The sequence below is a fragment of the Methylobacterium sp. E-041 genome (assembly GCF_022829665.1).
Classification (GTDB): Bacteria; Pseudomonadota; Alphaproteobacteria; order Rhizobiales; family Beijerinckiaceae; genus Methylobacterium.
In genome coordinates this window covers 64,603-82,858 of the sequence record NZ_JAKSYQ010000292.1, presented here as the reverse complement: position 1 = coordinate 82,858, position 18,256 = coordinate 64,603, and the positions used below count along the sequence as shown (strand labels likewise).

The 18,256-nt window shown below is 61.3% G+C and carries 14 protein-coding genes and 1 pseudogene; 12 read left to right on the top strand and 3 right to left on the bottom strand.

The window, feature by feature from the left end:
- Position 1 precedes the first annotated feature (1 nt).
- The 12 genes and pseudogenes from MKK70_RS27395 to MKK70_RS27340 all read left to right on the top strand — a co-directional run bounded on the left by MKK70_RS27395 (position 2) and on the right by MKK70_RS27340 (position 15,557).
- Positions 2-1,660, top strand: coding sequence for an AAA family ATPase (locus MKK70_RS27395; RefSeq protein ID WP_243951093.1), 1,659 nt, complete (start codon positions 2-4; stop codon positions 1,658-1,660).
- Positions 1,657-2,517 carry a hypothetical protein gene (locus MKK70_RS27390; RefSeq protein WP_243951092.1) on the top strand — a complete coding sequence of 287 codons (861 nt, stop codon included), beginning with the start codon at positions 1,657-1,659 and terminating at the stop codon, positions 2,515-2,517. Before MKK70_RS27395 ends, MKK70_RS27390 begins: the two co-directional genes overlap by 4 nt.
- 692 nt (positions 2,518-3,209) lie before the next feature.
- Positions 3,210-3,755 (top strand): recombinase family protein, encoded by a 546-nt coding sequence (locus tag MKK70_RS27385; protein ID WP_243951090.1) that lies wholly within the window; start codon positions 3,210-3,212, stop codon positions 3,753-3,755.
- 16 nt (positions 3,756-3,771) lie between these two features.
- Positions 3,772-4,392 (top strand): GNAT family N-acetyltransferase, encoded by a 621-nt coding sequence (locus MKK70_RS27380; protein ID WP_243951087.1) that lies wholly within the window; start codon positions 3,772-3,774, stop codon positions 4,390-4,392.
- A gap of 342 nt (positions 4,393-4,734) precedes the next feature.
- Entirely contained in the window at positions 4,735-6,966 is a 2,232-nt protein-coding gene (locus MKK70_RS27375) for a TonB-dependent siderophore receptor (RefSeq protein ID WP_243951085.1), read from the top strand.
- An 866-nt stretch (positions 6,967-7,832) separates the two neighbouring features.
- Positions 7,833-9,569, top strand: coding sequence for a molybdopterin-dependent oxidoreductase (locus tag MKK70_RS27370; RefSeq protein ID WP_243951084.1), 1,737 nt, complete (start codon positions 7,833-7,835; stop codon positions 9,567-9,569).
- 525 nt (positions 9,570-10,094) lie between these two features.
- Entirely contained in the window at positions 10,095-10,733 is a 639-nt protein-coding gene (locus tag MKK70_RS27365) for a glutathione S-transferase family protein (protein ID WP_243951082.1), read from the top strand.
- Between the two features lie 394 nt (positions 10,734-11,127).
- Positions 11,128-11,406, top strand: coding sequence for a hypothetical protein (locus MKK70_RS27360; protein ID WP_243951081.1), 279 nt, complete (start codon positions 11,128-11,130; stop codon positions 11,404-11,406).
- A 140-nt stretch (positions 11,407-11,546) separates the two neighbouring features.
- Positions 11,547-11,777, top strand: a pseudogene (locus MKK70_RS27355) (cytochrome b/b6 domain-containing protein); the annotation flags it as partial.
- Between the two features lie 24 nt (positions 11,778-11,801).
- Positions 11,802-12,884 (top strand): catalase family protein, encoded by a 1,083-nt coding sequence (locus MKK70_RS27350; RefSeq protein WP_243951190.1) that lies wholly within the window; start codon positions 11,802-11,804, stop codon positions 12,882-12,884.
- 526 nt (positions 12,885-13,410) lie between these two features.
- The gene (locus tag MKK70_RS27345; RefSeq protein ID WP_243951080.1) at positions 13,411-14,199 is read left to right on the top strand and encodes an alpha/beta fold hydrolase; all 789 of its coding nucleotides are present in this window, start codon (positions 13,411-13,413) and stop codon (positions 14,197-14,199) included.
- A gap of 743 nt (positions 14,200-14,942) precedes the next feature.
- The gene (locus MKK70_RS27340) at positions 14,943-15,557 is read left to right on the top strand and encodes a DUF892 family protein (RefSeq protein WP_243951078.1); all 615 of its coding nucleotides are present in this window, start codon (positions 14,943-14,945) and stop codon (positions 15,555-15,557) included.
- A gap of 370 nt (positions 15,558-15,927) precedes the next feature.
- Here MKK70_RS27340 and MKK70_RS27335 read toward each other — a convergent pair whose 3' ends face one another.
- The 3 genes from MKK70_RS27335 to MKK70_RS27325 form a co-directional block, all read right to left on the bottom strand.
- The gene (locus MKK70_RS27335) at positions 15,928-16,608 is read right to left on the bottom strand and encodes a hypothetical protein (RefSeq protein ID WP_243951076.1); all 681 of its coding nucleotides are present in this window, start codon (positions 16,606-16,608) and stop codon (positions 15,928-15,930) included.
- An 85-nt stretch (positions 16,609-16,693) separates the two neighbouring features.
- Positions 16,694-17,314 carry a hypothetical protein gene (locus MKK70_RS27330; protein WP_243951074.1) on the bottom strand — a complete coding sequence of 207 codons (621 nt, stop codon included), beginning with the start codon at positions 17,312-17,314 and terminating at the stop codon, positions 16,694-16,696.
- Complete coding sequence (locus MKK70_RS27325) at positions 17,311-18,189, bottom strand: PD-(D/E)XK nuclease family protein (protein ID WP_243951073.1); 879 nt, start codon at positions 18,187-18,189, stop codon at positions 17,311-17,313. The genes MKK70_RS27330 and MKK70_RS27325 overlap by 4 nt, the downstream gene beginning before the upstream one ends.
- Positions 18,190-18,256: the final 67 nt, after the last annotated feature.

Below are 18,256 nucleotides of genomic sequence, written 5' to 3'. Positions count from 1 at the left end.
TATGCGAGTCGACAAGCTTCATCTACCGGCCTACCGAAATCTGCGCAATTTTCTTATTGATTTCGATGAAGATAGCCCTCGGACGGTTCTCATCGGTCGAAACGGCGTTGGGAAGACAAACATCCTAGAGGCTCTGACCAGCATTTTTCGACAGCTGGATTTGCGCGTCAAGCCTACATTTGCGTACCGTATACGATACTCGTGCAATAATTATATAATCGATGTGGAGGCGGCTTCGGATGAGCTTGCGATCTCGCTACTTAAAATGGTCTATTATATCAAGCGAGTAGAAGGGACCTCCGAAGCGACAACGGAGATCGATCAGCCTGAAAGCAGCGCTTGGGATACATCTGCATTCGAGGAGATGTCCGAGGCAGCGTTTTACAGACTGAATGACCAGATCCGTATCCTGCCTAAGCATGTTTTTGGATACTACTCTGGAACCTCTCGAAGGCTACGCGATTTATTTGTTGATCATACAGAAAAGTACCGCGACGAATTGATTGCAGGCGAAGAAGAGACTATACGGCCACTCTTCCTGGCAGAGGATTGGCATAGTCAGTTCGTTTTGCTTGCCTTCTATGCAAAAAATGACCCTGAAATAAGGAAGTTTCTATTAGATCAGCTCGGGATCGAAGGCTTGGAGTCGGTTCTCTTCATTCTCCAAGAGCCCCACTGGCATTCTCGCGATCCGTCCCCTCAAGTTCAGGAACGAGGCGATAAGAGGTACTGGTGGGCGACTGGGACGGTTAAGCGGCTACTCGGCGAGCTGCATCGCGTAGCCGTTGCCCCTATGCAGACGACGGAACGGGTGCCTTTCGGTATTCGCCGGCACCGCACAAAGGAACGCCGATACTGCTATGTAAAGAGTGCAGCTGACCTAATCAGCTTGGCGGCCGGGATCGACCAGAAAGAATTATTCAAGCGTCTCGAGAGCACTGTTTTAAGCGACCTGCTTCACGAAGTACGCATACGGTTCCGGGTGAGCGGCAGTGAACAGCTATTAAATTTTACTGATCTCAGCGAAGGCGAGCAACAATTGCTCACGGTCCTTGGGTTGCTTCGATTCACTAATCAAGACGAATCATTGTTTCTGCTGGACGAGCCCGATACCCATTTAAATCCGGCATGGTGTCTTGACTATCTTGATATCTTGACCCAATACGGTGGGGGTCTTACGAAGAGTCAGATTATAATGACTACGCACAGCCCGCTTGTGTTCGCGGGCTTAGAAAAAAACGAGGTTATCATACTCCGGCGGCGTATAGCCGAACGGGAAATCGAGGCAGAACACCCTTCCTCAAGTCCGAAGGGGATGGGTTTTTCCGCTATTCTCACGAGCGACTTCTTCGGGTTGCGATCATCATTGGATCGGGCGTCTCTCAAACTCTTAGACGAGAAGAGGCAGCTTGGGGCACTTTCTTCTAGGACCCCTCAAGAGGAGGGGCGCCTGCTCGAGCTGAACACAAAAATCAAAAGCTTGGATTTCACGAAATCAGTCAATGACCCCCTTTATGCTGATTTTGTCCGTGCCATGGCCGATATCGAAATGAATGAGCCCGAACTCGGTGAAGTTGTCCTCAGTGCGGATGCGCTCGAGCAGCGTCGCCGAAGGGCAGCAGAAGCACTTCAACGAGTCAAAGCGCGGCGTGACGTATGAGGCATATCAGGAATGGCGATCTTTTAGGCCACATAACTGATACGTGGCTGACTGAAGCATCCGACGCTCTGACCGGCCTGTCGGCTCAGGCGCCGGAGGACCGAAGTGAGTTTATAAAAGGTAACGGGCAAATTTGGAGCGGCGTGAAAGCCGCTATGGCGCAACTTTCGCATCAGAAATGTTGGTACTCTGAAAAACGGATTGCGGTAACTGAGCTTGAAGTAGATCACTTTCGACCTAAAAATAGGGTTAGCGGATCGGCGCTTCCGCACAAAGGCTATTGGTGGCTAGCTTTTGAGTGGAGAAATTTTAGGCTTGCGTACTCGCTAATCAACAAGCGCCGTACCGACTCGCGTGAGCAGAACGTCCAAGGCAAGGGGAGCTTGTTTCCCTTAATCGATGAAGCTACTCGGGTTCCAGATACGGCTGCGGCTCCAACGGACGGGGAGCGGCCAACTTTAATTGACCCCTGCCTCAGTGCCGACGTACAACTTCTCGATTACGCAGTCGAAGACGGAAAATTAGTTGAGCGCTTTACCTCACACCAGCATCAGCTGAAAAACTGCCGAGCTAAAAAGTCAATCGAACTTTTCCATCTTAATGAAGGAACTCTCATTCGGGATAGGCATGATCTCTATGTTGCGATTCGGCATTCGGTCAGACGTGTAGAGGAACTCGAGGCTGAACGTGAGGCGAATGGTATCCTAACTCCTAAGCAAGAAGATGATTATGACCAGCTAATTAACCAGATTGGACAGCAGATAAATGCTGCTGCCCCGTTCTCATCTTTTGCACGTGCTTGTCTTAAGCAAATCGGCGACCTTGGATGGAATACACACTTGCTTACAACGGCCTGAGCTATGGGGTCTCTGAATTGACGACCCTCGAATGGATGTAACGAGATGGCGGTCGATCGTTCTGCGTTCAAATAGGCTACTACCGTCTTCCTTTGTTGAAGTTGTGATGGCGGCCGTGCTCTAGGAACCGAGTCTTCAGGTGCCAGAACGCCCTGGGGCCTCCCAGCAGCTGTCCTCTCGATTAGTATGGCGATCTCTTAAAGACCAATTTTGGTCCGCAGCGCGCTCGCCCATCCGTAAAGACTTTCGGCAACTTACTTTCCTTCGGCCGCATTTGAATCCCGGCTTGTGGTGGGCGTCATATCAAAGGCTCACCGACCCTCGCGTATTTTTACGCCCTCATGCTGATTGAACTCAGACCCATCGGGCGTGCGACTTATCGCGTGCGGAGCTGAACAAAAATTGGTTTGGTTGATCATTGGTCTATCAACATTGCCGAAGCCAGCAGCTTGGTCCGGTCCCACCTTCGGACTGCGGAGCGCTTGCGCGGTGGCGATAAGTAATTTCTGTAAGGGGAGATAGGTACAACGCGAGTTATCCGATAACGCCGAGTGTTGCTGGCCAGGGCGCCCCAGCAGGGTATACCCCTGCGTGACGTCACTCTTGCTCAGCTGCGGGCGTCACATTGGGGTTGACAGGACTATTCAGCGTTACGGTACTTACCTTGGGCCTAAAACCTGAGGTGACACCCCATGGCCCGTATCGGCTACGCCCGCGTCAGTACCCTCGATCAGGATCTTGATACCCAGCTTGCTCGGCTGAAGGCCGAAGGCTGTGGCATCGTTCGCGCTGAGAAAGTTTCAGGCGGCTCGCGCGAGGGTCGGGTCGAACTGGCGACTGTGATCGAGTTCCTGCGGCCCGGCGACGAACTCGTCGTTACCCGCCTTGATCGGCTCGGGCGTGACACCCGCGACGTGCTGAATTTGATCCACGAGGCCGAGCAGCGTGCTGCCTTTGTTACCGTGCTTGACCCGCATGTCTCAACACGAGGGGAAATGGGGCACTTGGTGCTCACCGTGCTCGGCATGGTGGCTCAGATGGAGCGCCGCTTCATCAAGGAGCGCCAACGCGAGGGCATTGAGCGCGCCAAGGCGGAGGGCATTTACGCGGGCGGTACGCGCCGGTTGGACCACGAGCGGATCAGGGCACTCCATGCCGACGGTGCCGGCCCGGCAGCCATCGCACGCACACTTAATTGCTCGCGTATGCAGGTCTATCGGGTGCTAAGGGAAGGTTGAAAAGCCGCGATAGCCTATGACCGACCCGGGTGGAAAGCCGCCGATCCGCTCCTGGACGTCGGATGCATCAAAGCGGGCATCGCCACGGGTTCTGCTCGCGACCCGTTGCGGACATGCCATTTCACAGTGCTATGCTGTCAATTGCGGCGCACGTATCTGTAGCATCATCTGGTTTCTGCCGCAGTCGACGCGGCGGACGATAGAAATGATTGAGCGAATAATTGTAAGTGATGAGGTTGATGAAACGACCTCAAAAACCATCGAGCACGGCCTCAATGAATATAATGAAGCATGTGTCGGCCCTGATCCATCAAAACCAATGTGGATTGTATGTAAAAATGAAAACGGAATAATTACAGGCGGTATCCAGGGCTTTATCCAATGGGATTGGTTCTATGTAGCAATACTTTGGGTGAGTAAGGACCATCGCCGGACTGGGATTGGAACACGATTAATGGCCGAAGCTGAGGGTACAGCGCGCAAAAATGGATGTATCAGAATACGATTGGCGACTGTAACTTTCCAGGCACCGGATTTTTACAAAAAGCTCGGTTACGCTGAGGTATGCCGCGTACCCGATATTCCACCGGGGCATTCGCTCATTTGGATGTCAAAAATGTTAACCGTCCAAGATTGATCGTTTGATTCCCATCCCGAGCCGAAGTTGCTGGACGGTCAACGGACACCCGCTTCAGGAGAGCGACCGCAAAGGTCTCAGCGGCCGAGTTGAGTTGGAAGCAGGATGACTGCTCGGGGTGGTTTCCCGCACGCCCGCTTTCAGTCTGCAAAGGCTAAATGTCTCCATTGGGTACCGGGCGCGCTGTGCATGAGTGAACGTTCTGCATCGCCAGCTTAGAATAACTTCAGATTTGAATCGCTATAAGTGTGTGATAATCAACACGTTTCCGACTTGCATACTATTCCATGGATGGCAAAGAAGACGACGTTGCGCCGCAATTGGCGCGTGTCGGCGTCGCTTATGTCCCATCGATCTCCCCTTATCGCTCTGCTCCTCGCCACGACCGCAATTGCAGGACCCACAGCGGCTCAAGATGCTGCCGTGCAACTTGATCAGCTTTCTGTCGAAGCCGCAGCGCCGGGCAATTTATCTCCGTCGCCCAGCGCAGGCGGACCCAACCTCAGTGCCGGCGATGGTGGTACTGCGGCGACCAGCGGCGGCGGCGGCGGACCCTCCGGTATTTCCGGCTACACCGCTCGGGTCGCGACGGCGGCGACAAAGACCAACACCCCGTTGATCGAGGTTCCGCAATCGGTCTCCGTCGTCACCCGCGAGCAGCTCAACGATCGCAACGTCCAGACTTTCAGCGACGCCATCAACTACGTCCCGGGCGCTATTTCCGCGCGGTCGGGCTTCGACTCCCGGTTCGATCAGATCTTCATCCGCGGCTTCGACGTGCTGACCAACCAGGGCATTTACCGCGACGGCCTGCGGGTGATCGGCAGCGGTTTCGCCTACCCGAAGAGCGAGCCTTACGGTGCCGAGGCGCTGACGATCCTGCGCGGCCCGGCCTCCGGCCTCTACGGCCTCGGATCGCCAGGCGGCATCCTCGATATCACGAGCAAGCGCCCCGTCTTCGTCCCGTTCGGCGAGGTGCAATTCCAGGCCGGCAGCTTCGATCGCTTCCAGGGCAACTTCGACGTCGGCGGACCCCTCGCGGGTTCTGACGGAACGATGGCCTACCGCCTCACCGGCGTACGCCGCGAGGCCGGCTCGTTCATTGGCCTTGGCACGAACGACGACCAGTTCAATATCGCGCCCGCCTTCACATGGAAGCCGTCAGCCGACACCACGTTCACGTTCCTGAGCGAGTTCCAGATCACCAACACGCCGGCGACGACGTTCTTCTACAACGACCCCGGCTTCCGGGCGACGAACTTCTACATGGGCGATCCGCGCTTCGCCGGCCTTGACCAGACCCAGTACCGGGTCGGCTACGCCTTCGAGCACAAGTTCACGCCGGACCTGATCTTCCGTCAGAACTTCCGCAACTACGGTCTGAACCTGAGCGCGAAGTACGTGGACATCACGTCCATCAATGCCGAGCGTACCGTCGCCGCACGCGACAACGGATACCTCCGCGCCGGGCTCGTCCAGCAGACCCTGGACAATCAGATCGAGGCGCATCTCGTCACCGGCCCGGTCGCGCACACTGTGGTCGGGGGCGTCGATTACGCCCGCTACAGCCTGACCAGCCGGTTCGGCAGCTTCTACGGCGACAACGTCGCGGTGCCGGACTTGAACCTCGTCACGCGCAACTACGGCCAGCAGTTCATCGCGACGCCATCTCTCGGAGCAGCGGCGCGCCAGACCCAGGACCAGGTCGGCATCTACCTGCAGGACCAGGCCAAGTTCGGCAACTTCATCCTGACCGTGAACGGGCGCTACGATCAGGTCTTCCAGGACACGCGGTCGTCGCCCGACACGGCGGTCTCGCGCCAGAACAACGACGCCTTCACCGGCCGCGTCGGCCTCGGCTACGTGCTTGCGCCGGGGCTCGTACCCTATGCCAGCTACGCTACCACCTTCACGCCCCAGGTCGGCCTCGACCGGAACGGCCAGGCGTTCAAGCCGGCCACCGGCGACCAGATCGAGGCGGGCGTGAAGTACCTGATCCCCGGCACCAGCATCCAGACGGCGTTTGCCGGCTTCGAGATCAACCAATCGAGCATCCTGATCCCCGACGCGGCGAACATCCTGTTCCAGACCGCGGGCGGCTCGGTGCGCTCCCGTGGCTTCGAGGCCGAGGCCACCGCTAACCTCGCGCCAGGCACGAACCTGACGGTCGCCTACACGCATGTCGATCTCCGGTTCGTGAATGCGATCGCCTCGACCGGGGACTCGATCAACGGCAACCGCGTCTCCGGCATCCCCGGCGACACCTATGCCTCGTTCCTGACCTACGCCTTCCCGCCATCCTCACTTCTACGCGGCCTCCAGCTCGGCGGCGGCATCCGCTACATCGGTTCGAGCTACGCGGACGATCTCAACACGGTGCGGAACACCGCTGTGACGCTCTACGACGCACTGGTCGCCTACGACTTCGCGGCGCTTGACCCACGCTACAAGGGGTTCCGTGCGCAGGTGAACGGCTACAACATCTTCGATCGCAACTTCCAGACCTGCTCGTTCGGCTTCTGCAACCGCAACCAGCCGGCGACGGTCATCGGAAGCCTAATCTATCGCTGGTAGGAACGTCGTATCTGCCAGCTGGGGGGACAACTACTTGGCCGTCACCTACGTAGAATGCTCGTAGCTGGTCGCACGATGGACCACGGGCATCGGACAGAAATGAAGAAGGTTGCCGTGCGCGATATCGAATCGACGCCGAGCTAGCTGGAAACCCTCCGTCTTGAGCAACTCCGGAAACAGGCGAAGCGTCTTGGACTGAGGTTATTACGGTCACGCTGGCATCAATCTTACGTTCGAAATTGCGGTGGCTTGCTCTTCCTCGACGAGCAGGACAAAGTTGTCGGAGGTAGAAGCTACAAGGTCGATCGAGAATCGTCGGAGAGGATAATAACTACGATGGCCTGTAAGCCCCCTCAGCTAGCTAACTTTTAGGACAAGTTTGATCAACAAGTCCCTAGGCTCATACCTCTATCGACAATAGCAAGCCCGCCGTGCCATCCGAGGGCCTTGGAGTCTAAGTTGAGTCGGATGCAGCACGTCCGCTTCCGGGATCGTCCGAATGGCCATCAAACGACCGCGTTGGGTCGGGATCGGAAGAGCTGCTCGGGGTGGTTTCCCGACTGTCCGCTTCCGGATGGCGGATGCAACGAAGCGGACACATCCGTCGCGCCCGCTCCCGACCCGATGCAGATCCTCGTTAACTCGATGGCAACATACCATCGCGACGCGCAGCAGGACTGGGCCTATGACGGAAGCGTGATCCTGGTCTGTTACCGCCTACGCAACCCATTCGGCTTCATCGACTTCAGTTCGAGATGGGTCTGCTGGATGCCTCACCATCCTGTCAGCCTGCCGATCGACAACCGAGGACCAGACACACCGCGCAGAGCATGGCGGGCGGGCCAGCATCAGACAGGATCAGGCCGATGACGGATACACCCAATGTCGTGCCGATCCATGACCCGCTCGCGGCGAAGCTGAGTGGTGCAGATGATCGCATCCTGTTGAGCCATTGGCTGCCGCCACAGCAAGGCATCGTGCCTCGCATCCGCGTCGGACGGCGCTGGGTCAGCACTTTGTGGGCCTTGCCACTCGGCTTCGCCGCTCTCGTCCTCGTGGTCGCCCTTGCACAGAGCCTGCGTGAGTATCCGGACGTGAAGGCGTTCATCGTACGCCATCCCGGCATCGCGCAGAGTGCGCCTTCGGTGAACTCCGGCTTTCCCTGGTGGCTGCGGCTACAGCATTTCCTGAACATGCTGTTCATGATGTTCATCATCCGCGCTGGCATCCAGATCCTGGCGGACCACCCCCGGCTATACTGGAAACGGGATTGCACGCCAGGCACGGACTGGTTCCGCTTCCAGCGCCCGGTGCCGACCGGGCGGATCTGGACCGCCAAAGACGACTCCGTGACGCTGCCGAAGTGGCTCGGCATTCCAGGGCTGCGCCACTCCATCGGGTTGGCCCGCTGGTGGCATTTCTCCACCAACATGCTCTGGACGGTGAACGGCGTCGTCTTCTACGTGATGCTGTTCGCGACCGACCAGTGGCGTCGCCTGGTGCCGCTGACCTGGGACGTGTTCCCAAGCGCGATCTCGACGGCGATCCAGTACGGGTCGCTGGACTTTCCCGTAGACCAGGGCTGGACCCGCTACAACGCCCTACAGCAACTGGCCTATTTCGCCACGGTGTTCATCGCGGCCCCAGTCTCCATCGCCACCGGCCTGCTGCAAAGCCCGGCGATCTCCAACCGCCTCGGCTGGACCGGGCGGGTGCTGAACCGGCAGGTGGCGCGGTCCATCCACTTCCTGTCCTTCTCCTGGTTCGTGCTGTTCATCCTGGCGCACGGCGTCATGGTGTTCGTCACCAGCCTGCGCGAGAATACCAACCACATGTTCGCTGGCGTGCAGAACGCCTCGTGGTCGGGCTTCCTGCCCTTCGTGCTGGCGATGTTGGTGGTGGCCGCGGCTTGGGCGGCCGCCTCGCCGGTAACGATCCGCTACGCGCGGCAGGTGCAGCACGTCGGTAAGTCCATGATCGGCTGGATTAAGGGCCTGGCCGAGTGGTGGGACCCGCGGTCCGAACTCACCGAGGCGGACATATCGCCATATTTCTGGCCGAACGGCACCATGCCCGCCTCCGCCGAGTTCGACGCCCAGGTCGCCGGCAATTTTGTGGACTATCGGCTGCGGGTGGACGGGCTGGTCGATCGACCACAGGAGTTCTCGCTCGCCGACCTCAGGGCGATGCCGAAGCAGGAGCAGATCACCACGCATTTCTGCATCCAAGGATGGTCGGGTGTCGCCAAGTGGGGCGGCGTGCCGATGCAGCACATCCTTGATCTCGTGCAGCCCACTGCCGAGGCCCGTTATGCCGTGTTCTACTCGTTCGCCGAGGGTGGCGAAGGGGGGCGTTACTACGACACGCACCGGATGCACAACATGCACCACGCGCTGACCATCCTGGCCTACGAGATGAACGGTGCTCCGGTCAGCGTGCTGCACGGTGCGCCGCTGCGCCTGCGCTGCGAGAACGAGCTGGGCTTCAAGATGGTGAAATGGATCACCGCGATCGAATTCGTCCACGACTTCGCCGATCTTGGCGCTGGACAGGGCGGCTACAACGAGGACCACGAGTTCTACGGCTATCGGATGCCGATCTGACACCAAGCTATTCTTTGAAAGGCAGATGGGGTGCCTGAGCGCTCGCTTCGCCGACTTACGGGGAGCAGTTAGCTGTTAAAAGGATCGTCTGGTGGTCCAGCCAATGACCGCTCACCTCCCCAAGCCGAAGTTGCCGGACGACCCAAGAATGGCTGCTTATGGGAGGCGCCCAATACGACACGAGCGGCTGGGTTGGGTCGCAAGCCGAATGACCGCTTCCGTTGATTTTCCTGGTCCGCTTTCGGAACGTCGGATCAGGGAAGCAGAGATCCGCGCGGCCTGGAGCAGTCGACGATTTCACGCATACCTCGACCGGCCAGAGTGTGAGGTCTGCGTCCCGGAACCAGGCGCCGCTGGGCGACACGTTGGGGACCAGACAGCCATGTCGGTGCGGGAACCACCTCGCGACGCATCCGCTTTCCCGACCGAGCACGACGCGCGCGGCTTCGGGACACACGGATTGCCCGCGACAGGCAGCCTCCCGTCGAGACCGCGCCCCCAATCATCCAATATACTGGAGATACGATGAAATTTTATTGGGGACCCCATACCTGCGCGATCGGTATCCACATTCTGCTGGAGGAGATCGGCACCCCCTACGAGAGCGTAAAGATGGATGTGGCCGGCGGCGAGGCCGAGCAGGAACTGTTCAAGGCGATCAACCCGAAGGGCAAGGTCCCCACCCTCGTCCGCGACGACGGGACAGTGATGACCGAATATGGCGCCATCGCCACGTGGCTGGCCCGCACGAACCCCGATAAAGGGCTGATCCCCGCTGACCCCGAGGCTGAGCGCTGGGGCATCGAGGTGATGGATTACGCTGTCGGCACGCTGCACCTGCAGGGGTTCGGGCGCCTGTTCAAGACGGAGAACTACGAGCCGCAGGACGCGCTGCACCAGACGCTCAAACTCGGGCAGGCTTCGGTGAAGGAGCAGGGCCGCTCGATCATCGACGCGGCTTTAATCATCCTCGATCAGCAGATGGCAGGGCGCGCCTACGTGGCGGGCGATGCGTTCACGATCGGCGACACCGCACTGTTCTACGCGACACGCTGGGCGCCGCAGCAAGGCATCCCACTCCCGCCCAACCTTGCCGGACACTACGAGCGGATGACCGCGCGCCCAGCTGTGGCGCGGGTCCGCGCGATCTGGGGCGAGGCATGACCTTGTGGGGATCCTGAGGTCTTACGGCATGGAGCGAAGGTGGAACAACGGCTTGGGGTGGTTTCCCGCCGGTCCGCTTCTGGACGGCGGTCGTAAGAAGCGGAAGTCCTCGCGCCGCGTGCTCCCGACCCAATGCGGAAGGTCGGAAGGTCCGCTTGCAGCTACTTGGTATGGCATTCCCCGATGGCCGGGGCGGGTGAGAATGCGCGGCATCCTGACCGCCGGTGTGAAAAACTGAAACTCAAAATCAGCGGATGTCGTACCGCCTACAGACGACCCAAGAACGTTCGTGCCGAAGGCTCTGCTTAGGTACACGCTACCGCTTGGCCGAAAGGCAAATAACCATCAATTGACGAGACTTTATATATCGGAACAATGCCGGAAAATTTCTGTTGTGACGAAGGTTGAATATGGCATTCAGCGCTACAGGAGATCTTGCATGAAGAAGTTCACACTCGCCCTCACCGCATTGACCGCCCTTGGCGGCATCGCATTCGTGACCGGTTCGGCCAGCGCCGCCCCGATGTCCGTCAACGGCCGCCAGTCCGAGAGCGGCGTCACCCAGGTCCGCATGATGCAGAGCGACCGGATGATGATGAAGAAGCGCATGATGCGGAAGCAAATGATGAAGCGCCGCATGATGAAGAAGCGGATGATGAACCGCGGTATGTGATTTCAAGCGCCTGACAGTCCCGGAGGTCCCGATGAAGGGATCTCCGCCCTGCAGGCCACGATTTCAAGGAAGACCGCTTGGCCCGAACCTATCTCACCCGATCAGCGCCAGAGACTGATTAGGTCGAGCGTTGCCGATGGATGTTCCGGCATCCCGTCGTCATCCGTATCACGCACTGGGTGAACGCGGTCTGCCTCCTGGTCCTGGTGATGAGTGGCCTGCAAATCTTCAACGCCCACCCGGCCCTTTACTGGGGCAGCGTCTCGACCTTCGACACGCCGCTGATGGCGATGTCCTCGACCGAGGCCGACCCGCCCAAGGGCGTGACGACGGTATTCGGTCACGGCTTCGACACGACGGGCTGGCTCGGCTCCCCGATCCCCGTGAGGAAGAACATGACCTACCTTCGATACGCACCCGACGTCGAGAAGCTCGATCCGGACGAGCAGAAGACGATTGACGGCATCATCAACGGCATGACGCAGCAATCGGAGACCGTCGAGGCACGCGAGCACCATGCCGTGCGTGCCAGCCACGCGAAGAGCTCTGCGTGCGTCACCGGCGAGTTGATGATTGCCGCCGGCCTGCCGCCCGAACTGGCCCAAGGGCTGTTCGCCACGCCCGGCACTCACCCCGTGGCGGTTCGCTTCGCTCAGGGGCCGGGCGAGACCCTGGGCGACCGGGTCTCGACCCACCGCGGCATGTCCATCAAGGTGTTCGACGTGCCCGGCGAGAAGCTGCCCGGCCACGCCGTCGACACCCAGGACTTCGTACTCGCGACGGGCACCACGTTTCCCTCGGGCACAGCGGCCGGCTTCCTGCGGGACGGCACCGTCATCGGGAAGTCCACGGGGTTGCCGGAAGGAGTGAAGAGCGCGGTCTCGTCGACGATGCGCAACCTCAATCGCGCGCTGCACGCCTTCGGGACGGAGAGCGCGCTGGCCGACTTCTTCGGCCATCCCTACAGCCACCCCCTCGCCGACAGCTACTTCAGCCAGGCGCCGGTCCGCTACGGCGATTACGTGGCCAAGCTCGGGGTCGTTCCGGCGACGGACAGCCAGCGTGCCCTATCCGAGTGGCGGCTCGATCCGCATCAGGACGAGGACGGCTTCCGCCATGCCACGGTCGCCTTCTTCCGCGACCACGAGGTGGTGTTCGAGTTGAGGGCCCAGATCTGGGCCGACGCCGAGAGCCAACCCATCGAGGATGCCTCGGTCGACTGGCCGGTCTCCATCAGCCCCTACCGTACGGTCGCGACGCTGCGGCTGCCCCGCCAGGATGCCTACAGCGCGGCCCGCGTGCGCTACTTCGACGAGGTGATGACCTTCCGTCCTGCCCATAGTCTCACGGCTCACCGGCCGCTTGGTTCCGTGATGCGCGCACGGCTTCGGGTCTACCAGGCGCTGAGCGATTTCCGCCACAGCAAGAATGGCGTGGCGTCCGAGGATACCGCGAGCATTGATCACGTTCCGGCCTAGGCGCGACATGACCGACATCGGACAGCCAGGGGGGGGCGACATGCTGATTGATGTCGCCCGGTCGCACGCCTGTGAGTTCGAGGGCCCCTCCGTCTCCGATTGAACCGACGATGCGGTGGTGTGCAACACGCACATCGACCACGGCGGCGCCATCCTGACGTAGACGGTCGTGATCGAAGCCCTCAGGTTCCAGATCAGGGAGCCGATCGCAAAGAACTGAAGACGATGGTGAGAAGTTCCCGGGGGCTGGATGGCTCCGTGCCGTCAAGTCTCCGTCCGTCGACCGTTTGGAGCCGGCGTGATCGCACGGACCGCGCACGACGATGCTGGCTCGGCAAGCGCCAACCCGGCCATAGGTTCATGTTCTGATCACCTGTGCAGGTTCACCGAATGCCGCGGCGGGTCACTCGACCTCGATGCGTCCGATATGAGCGGCCCGCGGACCTGACTGGCACTCTCGGCCTGACGAAATCTGCGACGGACCAGTGTTCGTATTGCAGGGCGAAAATTGAAGGACAATGCCGTCATGTCCCTACATTTCGAACGCCTCGGCACGGGCCGGCCGCTACTGATGGTCCATGGGCTGGGGGCCAATCTCCGCACCTGGGATCCGCTCTTGAGCGCATTGCGCGCCTCGCGCGAACTGATCTTGGTCGACCTGCCGGGACATGGCAAATCGGCCCCGCTCGCGGGCCGGCAGACGGTGGAGGCTTATGCAGACGCCTTAGCCGGCTTCGTGCAGTCCCATGGCCTGACGACGGCGGACCTTGTCGGCAGTTCGGTGGGGGGCCGGCTGGTGCTGGAGCTGGCGCGGCGGGGCATCGGTCGGCACTGCGTGGCGCTCGATCCCGGCGGTTTCTGGCGCGGGTGGGAAACGCGCTGGTTACACTGGACGCTCGCGGCATCGATACGCCTGGTGCGGCTGCTGCGGCCCTTCCATCCCGGCCTGTCGCGCCATGCCGTCACCCGTACGGTGTTGCTGGCCCAACTGTCGGCCCGTCCGTGGGTGCTACCACCGCAGCTTGTCGAAGAGGAGCTGCGGAGCCTGGCGGCCACACCGGTGTTCGATGCGATGCTGCGCGAGCTGGCACGCGGACCGTTGCAGCAGGGCTCGGCAAAGACGCCTGGCCGGGTCACCATCGGCTGGGGCCGCCAGGACCACCTGCTGCTGCCACGCCAGGCTGCACGCGCCCAGGTAGCCTTCCCGTCGGCCCGGCTGCACTGGTTCGAACGCTGCAGCCACTTCCCGCATTGGGATCAGCCTGCCGAGACGGCGCGCGTGATCCTTGAAACGGTCGGGGAGGATGCACCTTGAAAGGGCTTCTTGCACCCCAGAGCCTGCGGTCATCCCCGGATCGTCAAGCAGATCGGCCGAGCTTGCCGCATCCGCTCGGGATCCGGTCCATGGTCCGCTCTTTTATCGCCGCGGAAATGAAGCAGCGCTTCAAAGCCAACCTAGAGCGCGGCATTTCGAGGCTGCGCTGATCGCGCTGACCTGCTCTGGTTGCGCTTCACATGGCCCATCCCGCGAACGACCGCTTTAATTAGCCTTGCCGTTTCCAGGCTCGACAACGGACCATCTGAACTCGCGCTCCGGGCATTCCCCATGTGTCCCAAAGGGGATCGGCTACCGAACGTTTCCGCCCACGACCGACTCGGTAATTCGGAAGGTCTGCTTTCGGGCAAACTGTACGATCCCGAGCGACCGGGTCCGACGGAAAGCTGCCTGACGGATGTGAAATGAGCAGTTGAAAATACAGACATCGCTGGCGAGCAAGCGCTTCAAGCCGTGTGGATTGTGTGGCGGGCATGTCCTGGCCATCACACAGGTGGGTTTTCGGGTGTTTCTTGAGCGGCCGCCGAAACCGCGTGTCGGCGCCCCAGTTCCAGTCGGCGCCCGTAGATACCTGCCGCCTGCAGAAGGCCGAGACGGATCTTGAGGCCGACCCGGGCGCTTACTGCGTTGGATACCGCAGTCGATCGCATCAACCGAACGACGAGGGCGGCCAGAGTTGCCAGACAGACTCTGAGTTCAAGACGGCGAACACGAGGTGAGGAATGATGTCAGGGAACCGGCGACTTTTCGAGGAAGGCTTAGACCTTCTCCACGGAGCGCATCGGCAGGGGGCGGCGCAGGCGACGCGCAACAACAAGACGGCGACGCTGCCGAAGCTGAAACAGATGCTGGAGGCCGGATCGAAACAGAACATCGTTCAGCTAGAGCGGTTGGACGAGGTTTTCGACTCGATCGGCGTCAGGCCCGACCCCAGAAACGATCCCGCCATGCAGGGCATCTGCGATCTCAACGAAGCGGAAATAGCCAAGCATGGGGGTGCCGCCGACCGCGACCTCATCAACATCGAGTACGGTCAAGTCGCGGCGCATTTCTACATCGCCCGGTATGGCACGCTGCGGAGAGCCGCACACGCGCTCGGACATGCCAAAGCCGTCAAGCTCTTGGATCGCACGCTCGTCGAGACCCGCGCGATCGATCGCGCCTTCACGCAGCTTTACGATCACCTGCTGTCACGCCGCACTTCGTCACGCTACCCGGGCGAGACTGCGCTCGCGACCACGGCGGCCATGCACCCCGGCCTCACGGTCGGGTTGGCGCTTGGCGGTGTCTTGGCCGCGGCCGCGCTCGTGAAAGCGGGGCGATCCAAGCGACGCTGAAGGACGGGTGGACGAGGCGCGGCTCCCACGGCGGGCCTGCCGGCAACCAAGGTCCGCCCCAGCGTGCGCGTCGCCGTCCCCTCCAGTGCCTGGCCTCGACCGTGACGGTGGGCCTAAGCATCGCGGCCACCCTCGCGGCCCTGGCCGTCGCCTTGATCGGTGACACGCACCTGCTGCCGACCGGGTTCACCCCTAGCCGCGCAAGGTCGAACGTCCGCTTTATGGCCGCCGATCAACTTCCGTTCGCCACCCCGAGCCGAAGTTGCCGGAGGCCTGACGAACGGCTGCTTTGGAGAAATGCCGATGGCGGTCCGGGCGGCTGGGTTGGGTCGACAGCGGAACGTCTGCTTCAGTGCGCTGAGGCGCTGACTCAGTCGAGGCGTGTCATGAACCGGATGAACCGGGAGAGCGGGTCCATGCGAGGGGCTGTCTGCTGCGCGTAGCAAGCCTCACACAGGAGAAGCGTCTCCGTTTTGTAGAACGTCCGACCTGAACTGGACGACGAGCTAAACGTCGTGCCGCCTGAGAAGCTGCTTTTCAAATACCGCTCTGAGGTCGAATGGGAGCTTCTGCGCGTTCCCGAGGTGCGGCCGGTTTTGACCTCCCGCGTGTGACGATGGAGCTGGTTCATCGGCAGGATCATGCCGCAGCGGTCGCACGACGCCTCGACGTAGCGCGCGGCCGGCTTGGCGGTCACGACCGGCACGGGCTCCTCCCTGATCGTTGGAAGCGCTGCGACACCGGACCCGGGAATGGCGTAGGCGACCCAGGTGTCGAACCCGTCGGCCCATCCGACGCCACGATCCTCAGGTTCGCGCTCCATGTACGTGTTTAGGGTGGTGCTCCACCAGAACGCCACCTGTCCGGCAACCTGCTGTCCCTCGTGTTCGAACAGACCGAGTTCGTAGAGCGAGACCTGCTTGCCCTCTCCCTCGAGCTTCGTGAACCACCCGGCGGCGTCTTCCATGCTGTCCGTGGTGTGGTGGAGCTTCCAAGCGCCGCGTGCCCCCTTGCCGAGGGTCCACACGTTGATGTTCGCGCTGAGGGTCATGCGAACCGGCCTCCATTCGGAACCTGCATAACGGTTACCGTGCGGGGCTTGCCGGTGCAGGGGACACCAGCAAACGTGACCGAGGTCATACGAGGGCCGCCGCCAGGGCGGCGACTGCGCCGAGGGCGAGCTTTGCCAGATGCGCCGGGTCGAGTTCACGGCCGTCGCGAGCGAATACCAGCAGCCCTGCCCGCGTCACCCGCCGGTTGTCGCCGTCGTCCCCCCAGTCCGGGCCGAGGTCCAGGGCGTCTGTGACCGCGCAAGTCTGATCGGGACCGTACAGGTAGAACTGAAGTTCACCCTCACGTTCGCCATTCGTGAGACCGACCCGGGTGAACAGACGCCCAGTCCGGCCCAACTCGAACACCCCGGCCACCGCCTTCCGCTGCCACGCATGCTCGACTGAAGGGTCAGCGAGTGTCTCGATCTCGTTGCTGAAGGCGGATTGCTCAGCGTAGGTGAGAAGCTTCGCCCCTGGAAAGTGGGCGCGAACCGCCGGTTCCCAACTGGCGGCCCACAGGGCGCGCAGCATGCCCGCGTAGTCAAGCCACACGCGACGGGCCGCGAGGTTGGCGCGCTCGAAGCGTTCGGCCTCGGCCAGCGTCAGGTCGCCGGGCGGCGCGAGACTGCCGCCGAGCACGTTGATAGCTGCTTGATTGATCGCATCGCCCCAGTAAAAGGCGACACTGTCGGGAATGGGGATCACTGATGAGCCCTTTTGGTGGTCAGCACGAATTTCCAGAGATGCGCGCGAACCCGCGTGAACTCGGGGTCACTGTCCCCCGCCTCGGCCAACACTGACTCCCAACGACGCAGCAGCGCAAACCAGCGCAGGGCCGCCCAGGCGGGATGACGGCGCTCGGCGGTATCAGCCCAACCGGTGAGCAGGACCAGCCCCACGGGGCCGCCACGGGCCCTGCGGCGGGCTTCAGCGCGGTAGGCACTGAGTTGCCCCGCGCTCACCACCGCATCGAGCTTGGCCTCGACCGCGACGACGGCCCGGCGCCCATCGTTCCCGAACGGCCACTCGAACAGCAAATCGATGCGCCTGGCCGAGCCGGTGGCGGTGCCAGCGCATGCTCCCCGAGACGGTGTGATAGGGCATTCGGCTATCGCCCTCGGCCGAATGCCGTCGCTGATCACTGCGTGCAGGGCGGCGGTTCGCGGTCCTGCGGTGATGAGGCGAAGAAATCCGATGGCCCGTTGCCCCCCCCGTGCCCCAGCAGCCGGTCCCATCAGGGCAGCGAGGGCTCGGGTGATGTCGGGCTCGCGGAGCTTGTATCCAGCTTGCATCGCCGGACTGGCGAAGGGGTGCCCAGCCCAGGCCGGGCCGAACGCACCGCCGGGTTCGAGGTAGGGGATGAGCGCGATCCGCTCGGTCAATCGGCCTGCGGCGTCACCGAGAATGGCAGCCGCATCGGCCTGTCGCGTCAGTTGGCGCGCGGCCTCGGCGCGAATGAGCGTCGCCTGTACCGGTCCCCATGCCTCGACCAGATCCGGCATGGCGTCGAAGCGTTCGAGAGCGAGGCGGATGGCGCTCGGCAGCAGTAGGTCGGACTCAGCGGTATTCGACGGCGCCATACCGGAACATAACTACGGAATCTCCGCCCATAGCAAGCGCCGACACCGCATGAAGCTCGGTGGTTCG